Origin of the sequence: Corynebacterium tuberculostearicum SK141, from assembly GCF_000175635.1 — a bacterium.
GTDB lineage: Bacteria > Actinomycetota > Actinomycetes > Mycobacteriales > Mycobacteriaceae > Corynebacterium > Corynebacterium tuberculostearicum_C.
This window is the reverse complement of sequence record NZ_ACVP01000023.1, coordinates 266,086-280,015: the sequence shown is the minus strand read 5'-3', so window position 1 is coordinate 280,015 and position 13,930 is coordinate 266,086. Positions and strand designations below refer to the sequence as shown.

Here is a 13,930-nt window from a genome sequence, read left to right as displayed (position 1 = left end):
CTAGGGCCTTTTTGTTACTGCGTCCCTTGTGTAAGCCTTACCAGCTGCGGTGTTCTGTGCTGGCCAATGAATTTCCCGAAGCACAAGGATAAACCGCAATGCACTTTAATTCAGAACACCGTTTGGCCACGAAGAAGCCTCGTCATAAACAAGTCTTAGGAAAAAGGGGAGAAGCCTTCGCAGCGCGCTATCTGCGCGAACGTGGGGCACAAATTATCGCTGCCAACGTCTCCTATCGAGTGGGAGAAATCGACCTCATCGCCCGGGAACCTAACGGAACCATTGTCTTTGTTGAGGTTAAGACCCGCGCCAATTCCAACTACGGGGTAGCTGAGGCCGTAACCCCGCAGAAGCTCGCGCGCCTGCGCAAAGCCGCGGCGCAGTGGCTCGACGGAAGGCCACTGTCTGAGGTGCGATTCGACGTCATTGCCTTGGTCGCGCGGGGGCAGGGGTTTGCGCTGGAGCACTTCAAGGGGGTCGAAGATGGCTCTAGGTAATTGTTTGACCATGTCCCTCAATGGAGTCCTTGCTCAGTTGGTTGACGTGGAGGCGAACGTTGGCCACGGACTGCCAGGCATACACGTTGTAGGCCAGACGGATACCGCAATCTCCGAATCCCGGGACCGAATCAAGACCGCAGCCTTTAATTCCCATCTGCCCTGGCCGAAGACCAAAGTGGTGGTCTCCATGTCCCCGGCTTCGCTTCCCAAATCCGGGTCCCACTTTGACCTACCCATAGCGCTTGCGATCCTCGCGGCACAGTCGGAGGCCGACTTCCCGTCTTTTGGCAGTACTCCCTCGCCCGCCCAACGCCTCCAGCGCACCTTGGTCCTAGGCGAGCTCGGACTCGACGGCTCCGTTCGGCCTGTAGCAGGCATCATCCCCGCTCTTCTGGCCGCACGGGAACAAGGAATAACAACTCTTATTGTTCCGCCTGGCAATGCCGCCGAGGCGACTTTGGTGCCGGACATGGACGTACTGGTTGCTTCGTCGTTGAAGGAGGCTTTCGGCTGGGCCTGCGGTAATCGTGGGCTGCCGCAAGCTGGAAGTTTTTCGGGTTCCCTCAACCCCACGCCAGCGGCGGCATCGCGCCTCGACTTTAGCGATATTGCTGGTCAATCCAATGCGAAATGGGCTGCCGAGGTTGCGGCCGCCGGCGGCCACCACCTGATGATGATTGGGCCGCCTGGGTCAGGAAAATCCATGATCGCCTCGCGTCTGCCCACCATTCTGCCTACCCTTACCCCGGACCAGCAGGTCGAAACCACTGCAATTCATTCGCTGACCGGGACCCCAGGTGAGGTTATCGAGCGCGCCCCGTTCATCGCCCCGCATGCCTCGGTAACTCGGGCCGCATTACTTGGTGGCGGTTCTGGTCATCCCCGCCCCGGTGCGGTGAGCTTGGCTCACAATGGTGTGCTCTTTCTTGACGAAGCCAGTGAAGTAGCCGCGCCGGTACTCGATGGTCTGCGTGCACCGCTGGAGGAAGGACACGTGCGGTTGGCGCGCTCGCGCCGCGAGGTAACTTATCCTGCTCGCTTCCAATTGGTCATGGCAGCAAATCCGTGCAGGTGTGCGGCCGAAGATCCATCCAAGTGCAGGTGCAATCCGCACGAGCGCATGAACTACCTATCCAACCTCTCCGGTCCGCTGCGAGACCGTCTGGATATGGTGGTCACGCTAACGGGGCAGGCGGCAACTATTAACGCGGAGGGAGAAGAGGAATCCGCAGTTATCGCCGAGCGCGTCGCCGCTGCCCGTGAACGTGCCGCCGCGCGCTGGTGGGCGGATGGCATCACCGCGCGCACCAATGGGGAAGTGCCTTCGTCCTATTTGCGCCGAAAGAGGCCGGCTGCAGAAGCCGCTATGGTCATGCTGTCCGCATATTTGGCAGATGGCGAAATATCCCAGCGCGGAGTGGACCGCGTATTGAAGCTCTCCTGGACCCTGGCGGATCTAGCAGGAAAGGCGCAGCCGGACCTGGACGAAATAGGGCGCGCGCTCGATCTGCGCGGCTCAATTAATGTAGGGAGGCTCGCAGCATGAGCGAACTTGATCTCTCTACTCCTTATACCACCTGGGTATACCTCAACCGAGTGGTGGAAGGTCCCTCTGCGGCGTTGCAGGCCTTGCTTACGCAGTATCCAGCTGAGGAAATCGCCCACGGAATCTACAATCGCGCCGACTGGATTGGCCCGCTTTTGGCCCGCACGGCCTCTCGCTATGACTGGTTGCGGCAAGCCGAAGATATGGCGGCAGCCGAAAGGGTCGGGGCTCGGCTCATTACGGCAGAAAGCCCAGAGTGGCCTACAGAGGAGTTTGACTCTGCATTCGGCTTCTATCAGCACAGCGGGGAGGCTCCAGCTACTTTTGATGACCAAGCATTGCCACCGCATAGCCTGTGGGTGCGCGGTGCGCCATTGCAGGCAGAGGTTGCTCAAGCTGTGGCCATCGTCGGTACTCGTGCCATTTCTCGCTATGGCTGGCAGGCCACCCACAACGTCGTGTCCGGATTGGTTCAGCATGAATGGACTCCAATATCCGGCGGCGCGCTGGGAGTGGATACCGTCGCGCACGAAACCGCCCTGCACAACAACGGGCGCACGGTAGCCATAGCAGCGTGTGGTATCGATAGGGACTACCCAGCCCGCAATGCCAACCTATTTGCCAAGATTGCAGATAACGGCTGCATCGTTTCTGAATTCGCGCCGGAAACCGCACCGAAGCGCCACCGGTTCCTAACGCGGAACCGCCTAGTGGCAGCGCTGAGCCACGGCACAGTAGTTATGGAGGCCGCGTTTCGATCTGGTGCATTAAACACCCTTAACTGGGCAGAGGCGCTTGGGCGTGTTGCGATGGCGGTGCCGGGACCAATAACTACTAGCGGTTCGTTGGGCTGCCATCAGCGCATTCAAGAAGGCCGCGCACAGTTGGTTACCAGTGCTGATGAAATTCGCGCTCTAGTAAGTCGCGCCGGGGAAGTGGACCCAGGCGCACAGTACGAAATCAATTTTGCGGCAACCATGACCCAACGCCTCTCCCGCAATGAGTTGCGCGTCTTTGACGCGACGCCACCGCTAGGACAGGAGAAAGCAACGGCAGAGGACATTGCCCGCGAAGCGGGATTCCGTTTACCGCTGACAGTTCACTTACTACTGGCACTGGAAAAGATGTGCGTTGTCGTCCGGCATGGCAATACCTGGGCGCGCCGGGAAACGGAATAAATGACACCTGCGTATGGCGAGTACACTGCTGTGGCATGAGTGAAGATGGAAAGTCCGCGAAGACTCCGAAAGTTGAGGGGCAGATGGCTGAGGCCATTGAGGACTTCGCGGATTTCCAACTACATGTCAAAGGCCGCGCAGAAGCGACGGTGCGCGGGTATCGCTCCGACTTGCGCGACCTTGCACGCAGCGTGCCTACCTTCGCGGAGTTTGACCTCAACAGCCTGCGCCAATGGTTGGCAGAGGCTGTTGCGGAAGGAAAATCGCGTTCCACCCTGGCACGGCGCACTGCGGCAGCGAAGGGATTTTCTACTTGGGCAGTGCGCGAAGGGCACCTGAAGCGAGATGTTGCTGCCCGCCTGGTAACTCCTAAAGTGGGTCGTCATCTTCCCACGGTTCTCGCTCCGGAGCAGGCCGGCGAGCTTATGGGCAATGCGGTCTCTGCAGATGAAGTCCACTTCCTTCGCGATAGCGCCATCTTGGAGTTGCTCTATGCCTCCGGTATGCGCGTGGCGGAGTTGGTCCGGCTGGACCTAGGCGATATTGATTTTCAACGTGGTACCTTGCACGTCACCGGTAAGGGCAATAAGCAGCGCGTAGTGCCTTTCGGGCACGCAGCGGAAGACGCCTTAAAGCAGTGGATTGACAAAGGCCGTGGAGAAATCGCTGCGGCCGGTACTGAAGCGGTTTTTGTTGGCAGCAGGGGAGGACGCATCGATCAGCGCCAGGTGCGCCGCATTGTAGAAAAGGCCGCCAAAGTCACTGGTACACAGGGGCTTACCCCGCACGGGGTGCGCCACTCTGCCGCGACCCACCTATTGGAAGGCGGGGCGGATTTGCGCGTAGTGCAAGAACTGCTGGGGCACTCCTCGCTTAATACCACGCAGATTTATACCCACGTGTCCGCGCAGCGCTTGCAGCGCGTATACGATCAAGCCCATCCCCGAGCCTAAAGCGGTTTGAGTCGAATCACCGGCATGTCCAGCAGGGTTAAAGGATCGATGTAGGAATCTTTTGCGATAAGTGCGCCCCAGTGCAGTCCGGGATAGCCATCGACGGGATTGCCTAAACGGCCAATAACTTGGCCCTCGCGGACTTCTTGGCCCTGCTTTACGGAGCCGTGTACGGGCTGATACGTCGTTCTCACTCCATCCGCGTGGGCTATGGAGACAACTGGTTTGCCAGCAACCGTGCCCACAAAGGCGACCTTGCCGTCTTCGGCGGCTACCACCGGCGAGCCCACCGATAGGGCCATGTCGACGCCGCGGTGGCCAGGGCTCCACTTTTGTTCGGGGGCATCGAATCCACGCAGTACCCGCGCTGGGCTAGGTTTGCCGGAGGCGGGGTCGACATAGGCTGTGGCCGGTGGGCAACACAGAATAAGAAGCGAAAGAAGGGTGAGGAAAGCGGCGGGGAGGAAGGTGGGGCGTCGGCAAGCGGGAAATGTGGAGGAGGAAAGAAACTGATTCATGGGCACAGTGTCCGCCGGAGGCAAGCGGTTGGGAAGTGAGTTCTCCTTTAGTTGTGGACAACTTGGGTTGCATGATGTGATTGAGTCGATTGTGACGATTGAGGCAAAGTGGCTGCGGCGAAGTTGTGGATAAGCTGACTTCGGTTTGGAAAAACCAGCGTAAGGGGATTATTCTTTGTGGCAGCAGTGTGTCCACCTCGTGGAGGCATTGACTACGCGCGGCGAAGTTGTCGCTTCCTGCTGGAAGGAAGAGACAGCCTGACGGTTGACGTGGTCCTTGGAAACAAGGTGTCAGCGGGGCCTTCGTTGCTAGGGTGCGGAATAAAACACCGCACAATTGGAAAACCGAAAGACAAGATAAAAGAAAGCGAGCGAATCATGGCAGTTGTAACCATGCGCGAGCTCCTCGACGCTGGTGTGCACTTTGGCCACCAGACCCGTCGCTGGAATCCGAAGATGCGTCGTTTCATCTTCACTGACCGTAACGGCATCTACATCATCGACCTGCAGCAGACGCTGACCTACATTGACGAGGCTTACGAGTTCGTCAAGGAAACCGTTGCACACGGCGGCACCATCCTGTTCGTTGGTACCAAGAAGCAGGCTCAGGAAGCAGTTGCTGAGGAAGCAACCCGCGTCGGTATGCCTTACGTCAACCACCGCTGGTTGGGCGGCATGCTCACCAACTTCCAGACCGTTTCCAAGCGTCTGAAGCGCATGAAGGAGCTTCAGGCAATGGACGAGCGTGAGGACGGCTACAAGGGCCGCACCAAGAAGGAAGTTCTCATGCTCAACCGTGAGCGCGCCAAGCTCGAGCGCGTTCTGGGTGGCATCTCCGATATGGCCAAGACCCCGTCCGCACTGTGGATTGTTGACACCAACAAGGAGCACATCGCGGTCAAGGAAGCTCACAAGCTGAACATCCCAGTTGTTGCCATCCTGGACACCAACTGCGACCCGGACGACGTTGACTTCCCGATCCCGGGCAACGACGACGCCATCCGCTCCACCAAGCTGCTCTCCGGCATCGTTGCCTCCGCTGTTGAGGAAGGCAAGAAGGCTCGTGAGGAGCGTCAGCTAGCTGCAGCTAAGGAAGCTGCCGGCGACTCCGCTGAGAAGGAAAAGCGTGACGCTGAGGCAGCTGCCGCAGCTTCCGACCCGGCTTCTGCGGAAAAGTCTGAGGAAGCATCCGCAGACAAGGCCGAGAAGTAGTCTTAACTTCTCGCTAGGAATTTTCCTCACCTGCGTTTAACTGAATACCCCACGCACTTTTGGTGTGGGGCAGCAAGGGAGTAATTCCTACCCAAGGCTGTTTACCAACCCCCGCCACCGTGCTTTAACGGCGGCGGGGGTTGGTTTTATCTATGCTGGGTTCTGCTGAAGCCAGCTCCACCTTTATGCAGAGGTGGGAAAGGGGTGGTTTCTGCCACCCTAAAGCGGCGCGATTTCACCGCGTCGACTACGCTGTTTGAACGAACACTGTTTGATTTTCAAGGAGGATCGCCCCAACTATGGCGAACTACACTGCTGCAGACGTCAAGGCACTGCGCGAAGCTACCGGCTCCGGCATGCTCGATTGCAAGAAGGCTCTGGAAGAGTCCAACGGCGACTACGACAAGGCCGTTGAGTACCTGCGCATTAAGGGCGCTAAGAACGTCTCCAAGCGCGCTGACCGTGAGGCTACCGAGGGTCTCATCGCCGTTTCCGGCAACACCATGGTCGAGATCAACTGTGAGACCGACTTCGTTGCTAAGAACGAGGCTTTCAAGACCTTCGCAGCCAAGATTGCTGACGCTGCTGCTGAGGCCAAGGCAAACTCCGCTGACGAGCTCAACAACATTGAGATCGACGGCAAGAAGGTCTCCGAGGTCGTGGACGAGGAGTCCGCAAAGACCGGTGAGAAGCTGCAGGCACGCCGTGCAGTTACCGTAGAGGGCGACAACGTTGCCGTTTACCTGCACCAGCGTTCCGCTGACCTGCCGCCGGCAGTGGGCGTTCTGGTTTCCTACGAGGGCAGCGAGGAAGGCGCTCACGCTGCAGCCCTGCAGATTGCTGCAATGAACGCTGAGTACCTCACCCGCGAGGACGTTCCTGCAGAGATCGTCGAAAAGGAGCGCGAGATCGCTGAGGCCACCACTCGTGAGGAGGGCAAGCCAGAGGCAGCCCTGCCGAAGATCGTGGAAGGCCGCCTGAACGGCTTCTTCAAGTCCATCGTTCTGCTTGAGCAGGCTTCCCTGTCTGATAACAAGAAGACCGTAAAGCAGGTTGCTGAAGAAGCTGGCACCACCATCACCGGCTTCGTTCGCTACGAGGTTGGCGCTTAAGCCCACCGCGCTTTAACAACTAGCCCACGAAGGACTATCCTTCGTGGGCTTTGTTGTGCGCTCACCGTGCCGACTCGTGCGGATGGACAATCCGCAGGAAAGGGACCGGCACGTCGCAATTGCCTACTGGCCTGCACCGGCGGGCGGTGTGAGGATGCGAAAGATATATGGGTAAGATAGGGCGGAGATTGAAACTGCCCCGCGTTAAGGAGACGAAGTAGGCGTGACTGCCGCAGATATTAAGCGAACCGGATACAAGCGAGTAATGCTGAAGCTGGGCGGTGAGATGTTCGGCGGCGGCAAGGTCGGCATCGACCCAGATGTGGTTGAAAACGTAGCCCGCCAAATCGCCGAGGTCTCCCGCCAGGGAATCGAAATTGCAGTGGTTATCGGCGGCGGAAACTTCTTCCGCGGCGCGGAGCTTTCCCAGCGCGGCATGGACCGTGCTCGCTCGGACTACATGGGCATGCTGGGCACGGTAATGAATTCCCTTGCATTGCAGGACTTCCTCAAGCAGCAAGGCGTCGACTGCCGCGTGCAGACCTCCATCAACATGGCGCAGATTGCCGAGCCGTACCTGCCGCTGCGCGCTGACCGCCACCTGGAAAAGGGTCGCGTGGTTATCTTTGGCGCCGGCATGGGCATGCCGTACTTCTCCACGGATACCACTGCCGCGCAGCGCGCCCTGGAAATTGGCGCCGAGGTCCTTTTCTTGGCCAAGGCAGTCGACGGCGTCTACTCCGATGACCCACGCACCAACCCGGATGCGGAACTGTACTCCGAAATCACTCCGCGTGAGGTCATTGAAAAGGGCCTCAAGGTTGCAGATGCCACGGCCTTTAGCCTTTGCATGGACAATGATATGCCGATTTTGGTCTTTAACCTGCTGGAGGAGGGCAATATCGCCCGCGCCGCAGGCGGCGAAGTTATCGGCACGCTGGTGCAGTCCTAATACTGTAAGGACCGCGAACCTGCTACCTTTTTATACAGCCACCCCTATTCGTTTAAGGATGATTTAACCTCATGATCGATGAGATTCAGCTCGAAGCAGAAGAGCACATGACCGCTTCCGTCGAGCACACCCGCGAGCAGCTGGTGACCATTCGTACCGGCCGCGCGAACCCCACCATGTTCAACGGCTTGGTAGCCGAATACTACGGTGTACCTACTCCGATTACCCAGATGGCTACCATTTCCGTACCGGAGCCGCGCATGCTGCTCATCAAGCCTTATGAGCAGTCCATGATTCATGAGATTGAAAACTCCATCCGCAACTCGGATTTGGGCGTGAATCCCACCAACGATGGTCAGGTTCTGCGCGTGACCGTTCCGCAGCTCACGGAGGAGCGCCGTAAGGAAATGGTGAAGCTGGCCAAGAGCAAGGGCGAGGACGGCAAGATTGCTATCCGTAATATCCGCCGCAAGGCCATGGAGCAGTTGAAGAAGCTGCAGAAGGACGGCGACGCCGGCGAGGACGAGGTCATCGCAGCGGAAAAGGAAATGGAAAAGATTACTTCCGGCTACATCGAGCAGGTGGACAAGCTGGTAGAAAACAAGGAAAACGAGCTGATGGAGGTCTAGCACCTCCCGTCATTGCCGCCGTGCCCGTCCCCGGCCGGCGGCGCTTTTTCTGTTCCGCGGCCTACAGCTCCGAAGTCTGGAGTAGGGGAGGGCGAGCAGTGAACGTTAGCGAGGGGGCGCGAAAGAAGCAGCGAAAGGAGCCGGTCACGGTGAGTGACGCCATAAACCGCCGATTGCCTCAGCCGAAGAATGGCGCAGGCCGCGATTTGCCGGCCGCTATCGGCGTTGGCGTAGGCCTCGGCGCACTTGTCGTGCTCGCCGTATGGGCCGGCCCGCTCGCGTGGTACGCGGTCGTCGCCCTTGCAGTTGGCGTTGCCATGTGGGAGGTGCTCAGCCGCCTGCGGGAGCATTCCTACTATATTCCGCGCACGCTGCTCATTATTTTGGGCCAAGCCATGGTGTGGGTCTCGTGGCCACTGGGCGCGCCCGGCCTTGTTGCGGTCTATGTCACCGCTGTGCTGGCGCTCATGTTTGGTCGCCTCTTCCATAATGGTCGCCATCGCCCGCCAATTAACTACCTGCGGGATATGTCCGTCGGCATTTTTGTGCTGACATGGATTCCGCTTTTTGCCACCTTCGCAGCAATGCTGTCGCTGGTATCGACCCCGTTTGCCAGTGGTGCCGCTTCCATCGTCGTCTTCATGTTGTGCGTGGTGGCCTCCGATACTGGTGGCTATATCGCTGGCGTGATGTTTGGCTCGCATCCCATGGCCCCTGCAGTAAGCCCCAAGAAATCGTGGGAGGGCTTTGCCGGGTCCATCCTTTTTGGCGTGGTCACCGGCGCGCTTACCGTGAAGTTCCTGCTCCATCACGATGCCTGGGTGGGCGGCCTAATGGGGCTTGGCCTTGTCATTTGTGCCACCTTGGGCGACTTAGTGGAATCACAGTTTAAGCGTGAGCTGGGAATCAAGGATATGTCGGCCTTGCTGCCAGGCCACGGTGGACTGATGGACCGCCTGGATGGCATGCTGCCTTCCGCCATGGTCACCTGGGTGGCCATTAGCTTCCTGGCAACGTTTACGCCATAGAAGCAGCGGGTACGCAAAAGTCGCCTCTTCCCAAGAGTCCTTCTTAAGAAGGCAGGAAAGGGGGAGAGGCGGCTTGTTGAGACTTATACCTGCTGAGCCTGTTTGCGCAGTTGGCGGCGCAACTCAAACATGCGCCAGCCACCCACCAGAGCCATGATGAGTGCTCCGCCAATGGCGAAGATGAGGAAAGCAATTCCGGCAGGGAACTCACCGGACCAGCCCAGGAAGTTCATGGGAACCTCGTGCTGGTTTTGCATGATGAAAACAATGAGGACAATCAGCAGCAGGAAATCTACGATGAGCGCGATCCAAGTGCTGGCTGCGAAAGATCCCTTCGCCTTGCCGGAAGGCTGGGTGGAGTGAGAAGTAGAGTCAGAGACCGTCGGCTCTAGGCTAGAATCGGTCTCCGGTGCAGAAGTGTTCAGCTCCGTCGAGGAGAGGTCTGCGTCGGAAGAAGAAAAGTCATCTGCGGGGTAATTCGGATTTGTCATGCATCCATTATTTCTTTAAACCTGTCGATTATGCCACTTGGCATGGCTTTCAATTGGAAAAACCCACGCAGACCGTGGAAAGATGGGCAACACTATGGCTCAACCAGTGAAACTTAACTTCTCCGCCCCGCGCCGCGGACTTCCCCCTAAGCACTTCGCGGACCTGACCGAAACCGAGCGTATTGACAAGCTCGCAGAAATTGGCCTGCCTAAATTCCGCGCAAAGCAGCTGGCTAAGCACTATTACGAGCACTATACCGACAATGTAGAGGATATGACCGATATCCCCGCCGGCAAGCGTGAAGCAGTTAAGGAAGCCTTCTTCCCTGAGCTCATGCAGCCTATCCGGACTACTTCCACGGATGACGGCGAGACCACTAAGTCCCTGTGGCGTTTGCATGATGGCACGCTGCTGGAGTCGGTTCTGATGCGCTACCCAGGACGCGCCACGTTGTGTATTTCTTCCCAAGCCGGCTGCGGTATGGCCTGCCCGTTCTGCGCTACCGGCCAGGGCGGTCTAGACCGCAACTTGTCCACGGGCGAGATCGTTGAGCAGTTCCGCCATGCTGCAGCCGCGATGGCAGCAGAAGGTGGCCGCCTGTCCAACGTGGTCTTCATGGGCATGGGTGAGCCACTGGCCAACTACAAGCGCGTGGTGCAGGCCGTGCGTCAGATTACCGGCCAGGATGGTGCCGGCTTTGGTCTTTCCCAGCGCAACGTGACCGTGTCTACGGTGGGCTTGGCTCCGGCAATCCGTAAGCTGGCGGACGAGGATTTGGCCTGCACGCTCGCCGTTTCCTTGCACACTCCGGATGACGAGCTGCGCGATGGCCTCGTGCCGGTCAATAACCGCTGGTCCGTCGATGAGGTGCTCGATGCTGCGCGTTATTACGCGGATAAGTCTGCTCGCCGCGTGTCCATTGAGTATGCCCTGATTCGTGATAAAAATGACCAGGATTTCCGCGCGGATATGCTGGGCCGCAAGCTGCATCAGAAGCTGGGCTCCAAGGTTCACGTCAATGTCATTCCGCTGAACCCCACGCCGGGCTCGGAGTGGGATGCAGCCCCGCAGGACCGCCAAGACGAGTTCGTGCGCCGCGTACAGGCCCAAGGCGTTCCTTGCACGGTGCGCGATACCAAGGGCGATGAGATTGCGGCAGCGTGTGGTCAGCTCGCAGCGGATGAACGGGAAGATAAGTCCGCCTAACTGATAACATTGGCGGATATGATTATTCCGAATTATCCGCCGCTTGCAGATGACCCCACCGCGCAGGCCTTTGCCGTGCGCGGTCTGAATAAATCTTTCGCTGGACGCCCCGCGGTGTCGAATTTGAGCCTCGACATCCCGCGGGGCTCTATTTATGGCATCGTTGGACCTAATGGCGCTGGCAAGACTACCATGCTGACCATGGCGTGCGGTCTGCTGCGCCCAGATAGCGGTGAGGCGTTCATCGCTGGGCACAATACGTGGCAGGAACCGATTGCGGCCAAGGCGGCGATGGGCCTGCTCATTGATGGCGCTCCCGTCTTTGACCGTTTGTCTGGTCCGGAGTACCTGTTCTATCTCGGCGCTTTGCGCAGCATGAACCAAGCCGAGGTGGAGCACCGCAGCGCACAGCTGCTGGACGCCTTGCAGCTTGCCGACGCCGCCGATAAACCCATCGCGGACTATTCCGCCGGCATGACTAAGAAGATCCTTTTGGCAGGTGCGCTCCTGCATAACCCAGAGGTAGTGATCCTCGACGAGCCTTTGGAAGCGGTGGACCCAGTCTCCGGCCAGCTCATTCAGGAGCTCTTGCGCGCCTATGCCGCCCGCGGTGGCACCGTAATCCTGTCTTCACACGTCATGCAATTGGTGGAGGGCTTGTGTGATCATGTAGCCATTATCGCGGGAGGACAGGTGCTATCTGCTGGCCATGTGGAGGAGGTGCGCCAAGGTGGCAGCCTGACGGATGCCTTCATCCACTTTGCCGGTGGGAGTGATTTTGATGCGGGCTCTTTCGATTGGCTGCGTCGTGAAGGCGGCGAGCCGCAGCGTGGGGACGGGGAGGCGTAGGTTCAATGACTTCGACGCTCCTCAAGCTGCACCGCACACTGTGGGTCCGCAATCTCAAGGCGAATGCCGCTGCGGTCATGATCCCTATCTGTCTCTTGCTCTACGGACTCATCGGCCTTGCGTCGCTGGGCGCTCTTGCCGCGGCAGATATCTCCATCGGAACTGGGAACGTGCAAGCCCTTACCGTGGCCCCTGCTGTAGGCACGCTTGCCTTTATCGTTATCACCCTCATCATGCCCAGCGGAGAGAATCAGCTTTCTGCCCGTGAGCTTTCCGCGTTGCCGGTGCGGTTAAAAGACATCACGCCGGCACTAGCTATTGCCTCAGTACTCAATCTGCGCGTTCCAGTATCTGTCTTGCTCTCCATTGCCTATGCGGTGGCGGGAAGCGTGATTTTGGCGGCCAATGGCAAGGCATTGTTCATCGTGCCCTTCTGCCTGAGCATGCTCTTTGCCCTAGTACTGACGCTGGTTTTAGTGGACCTCGCGGTCTATGTCGGGGTTACTGTCGCGGAGCTAAGCTCGACCACCCTCAAAGTTTTGGGTGCGCTGGCGGTGTTCTTGCTCATCTTTGGTTCTAATCGGCTTGCATCCCTTGCTGGCTCTGACTTCCCATTGGGATCTGTGGGCGAGGGTCTGGCGTGGACGCCCGTTGGCGCACCGGTGGGCTGGGCGCTCGCGCTCGCCCAAGGCGAACCAGTAGTAGCCTTCTTGCAGTTTCTCATCGCCGCGGCGTCGCTGGGCGCAGCCGTGTGGGCGTGGCACCGGTTGCTGCGCTTGCAATTCGAGCGCCGCGCACTCTTGTCTCCGAAGCACCAACGCCGCGAAAAGGACAAAGGGATAAGTCGCTTTTCCTTGGGCTCCTTTTCCTATCGCGGACCAGCTGCGATGGAATTTACCCGCTCGCTGCGCTACATCTTCCGTGACTCCCGCCTTATCGGAACCATCATCATGCAGCCGATTTTGGCAATCGTCTTTATCATTCAGGGCTTTACTACTGATTCCGTCATGCCTTCTATAGGAGTGCTATTTCTGGGACTCTTCGGCGGAATTGTAGCCACAAATGATTTTGGCTATGACGGTCCAAGCCTGTGGGTAAAGATGGCCGCACCAGTTCGTCCGCGCACGTTTCTCTACGCGCGGCACTGGGCGCACTTGGCGCCCACAGCCATAACTTTCGTCCTCTCGGCGGCGGTGCTTTTCGCGGTGAGCGCCGACAAAGCGCTCACCGGGTGCTTGATGGTGGTCGCACTGGGAATTTTCATTTCTTCTGCAGGATTGTCATTGCTGCTATCCACCTTTAATCCCTTTGCCACCGCGCGGCCCGGTGGCAGTATGTGGGCAGATAAATCCGGCTACTCGGCCGGTGCCTTCTTAAGCGCCATTTTGAATTTGTTTATTGGCTGGACGCCGATTATCCCTGGCGTCATTCCAATGGCCATCGGCTACGGCTCGAATATGGTACTGGTTGCGCTGGGGTTTATCCTCGTCATCGCGGTTCCAGTTGCGTGTTATATCGTTGCCCTCCGGGTAAGCGGAAAACGCGTGGACAACTCCCTGCCTGAGATTTACGCCAAGGTGGGGCACTGGGTGTCTTAATCCTCCGGCCCCCGCGACAGTGGCCGCATTGCGGCCCTCTCGGGGTCGCGGTTGAGGCCGTGGGGGCTGGGAGTGGGGCCTAAACGACAGGATGTGTTGGTGAGGAGGAGGGGCGTCGCCAAGCGGAGGCATAAAGAAACCGCCGACCTTCGCGGGG

14 protein-coding genes are annotated in these 13,930 nt (G+C 58.6%); 12 read left to right on the top strand and 2 right to left on the bottom strand.

What is annotated here, in order from left to right; translation table 11 throughout:
• Positions 1–98 precede the first annotated feature (98 nt).
• Genes CORTU0001_RS07810 through CORTU0001_RS07795 form a run of 4 tightly spaced genes read left to right on the top strand, consistent with a single transcriptional unit; the run spans position 99 to position 4,177 of the window.
• Positions 99–497, top strand: a complete 399-nt coding sequence (locus CORTU0001_RS07810; RefSeq protein ID WP_005328730.1) for a YraN family protein — start codon at positions 99–101, stop codon at positions 495–497.
• Complete coding sequence (locus CORTU0001_RS07805) at positions 484–2,046, top strand: YifB family Mg chelatase-like AAA ATPase (protein ID WP_034668471.1); 1,563 nt, start codon at positions 484–486, stop codon at positions 2,044–2,046. The genes CORTU0001_RS07810 and CORTU0001_RS07805 overlap by 14 nt, the downstream gene beginning before the upstream one ends.
• Complete coding sequence (gene dprA / locus CORTU0001_RS07800; RefSeq protein WP_005328728.1) at positions 2,043–3,224, top strand: DNA-processing protein DprA; 1,182 nt, start codon at positions 2,043–2,045, stop codon at positions 3,222–3,224. Before CORTU0001_RS07805 ends, dprA begins: the two co-directional genes overlap by 4 nt.
• A 35-nt stretch (positions 3,225–3,259) precedes the next feature.
• On the top strand, positions 3,260–4,177 hold the full coding sequence (locus CORTU0001_RS07795; RefSeq protein WP_005328727.1) for a tyrosine recombinase XerC: 918 nt from the start codon (positions 3,260–3,262) through the stop codon (positions 4,175–4,177).
• Here the strand turns inward: CORTU0001_RS07795 and CORTU0001_RS11515 are convergent.
• Positions 4,174–4,695, bottom strand: a complete 522-nt coding sequence (locus CORTU0001_RS11515) for a M23 family metallopeptidase (protein WP_005328726.1) — start codon at positions 4,693–4,695, stop codon at positions 4,174–4,176. The two genes, CORTU0001_RS07795 and CORTU0001_RS11515, sit on opposite strands and share 4 nt — an antisense overlap.
• A 378-nt stretch (positions 4,696–5,073) precedes the next feature.
• Here CORTU0001_RS11515 and rpsB point away from each other — a divergent pair, with 378 nt between their 5' ends.
• The 5 genes from rpsB (at position 5,074) to CORTU0001_RS07765 (ending at position 9,628) form a co-directional block, all read left to right on the top strand.
• Complete coding sequence (gene rpsB / locus CORTU0001_RS07785) at positions 5,074–5,907, top strand: 30S ribosomal protein S2 (RefSeq protein ID WP_005325233.1); 834 nt, start codon at positions 5,074–5,076, stop codon at positions 5,905–5,907.
• Positions 5,908–6,206: 299 nt separating this feature from the next.
• Positions 6,207–7,019 (top strand): translation elongation factor Ts, encoded by an 813-nt coding sequence (gene tsf, locus CORTU0001_RS07780; protein ID WP_005325225.1) that lies wholly within the window; start codon positions 6,207–6,209, stop codon positions 7,017–7,019.
• A 265-nt stretch (positions 7,020–7,284) separates the two neighbouring features.
• Positions 7,285–7,971, top strand: coding sequence for a UMP kinase (pyrH, locus tag CORTU0001_RS07775; RefSeq protein WP_023027755.1), 687 nt, complete (start codon positions 7,285–7,287; stop codon positions 7,969–7,971).
• A 71-nt stretch (positions 7,972–8,042) separates the two neighbouring features.
• Entirely contained in the window at positions 8,043–8,600 is a 558-nt protein-coding gene (gene frr / locus CORTU0001_RS07770; protein WP_005325221.1) for a ribosome recycling factor, read from the top strand.
• Between the two features lie 149 nt (positions 8,601–8,749).
• Positions 8,750–9,628, top strand: coding sequence for a phosphatidate cytidylyltransferase (locus CORTU0001_RS07765; RefSeq protein ID WP_005328723.1), 879 nt, complete (start codon positions 8,750–8,752; stop codon positions 9,626–9,628).
• Between the two features lie 83 nt (positions 9,629–9,711).
• Here the strand turns inward: CORTU0001_RS07765 and CORTU0001_RS07760 are convergent, their stop codons facing one another.
• Positions 9,712–10,119, bottom strand: a complete 408-nt coding sequence (locus CORTU0001_RS07760; protein ID WP_005325219.1) for a LapA family protein — start codon at positions 10,117–10,119, stop codon at positions 9,712–9,714.
• 94 nt (positions 10,120–10,213) lie between these two features.
• Here CORTU0001_RS07760 and rlmN point away from each other — a divergent pair, with 94 nt between their 5' ends.
• The 3 genes from rlmN to CORTU0001_RS07745 are packed head-to-tail and all read left to right on the top strand — an operon-like array spanning position 10,214 to position 13,773.
• Entirely contained in the window at positions 10,214–11,326 is a 1,113-nt protein-coding gene (gene rlmN, locus CORTU0001_RS07755) for a dual-specificity RNA methyltransferase RlmN (protein ID WP_034668468.1), read from the top strand.
• 18 nt (positions 11,327–11,344) lie between these two features.
• On the top strand, positions 11,345–12,175 hold the full coding sequence (locus tag CORTU0001_RS07750; protein WP_005328721.1) for an ABC transporter ATP-binding protein: 831 nt from the start codon (positions 11,345–11,347) through the stop codon (positions 12,173–12,175).
• A 5-nt stretch (positions 12,176–12,180) separates the two neighbouring features.
• Positions 12,181–13,773, top strand: coding sequence for a hypothetical protein (locus tag CORTU0001_RS07745; RefSeq protein ID WP_005328720.1), 1,593 nt, complete (start codon positions 12,181–12,183; stop codon positions 13,771–13,773).
• Positions 13,774–13,930: the final 157 nt, after the last annotated feature.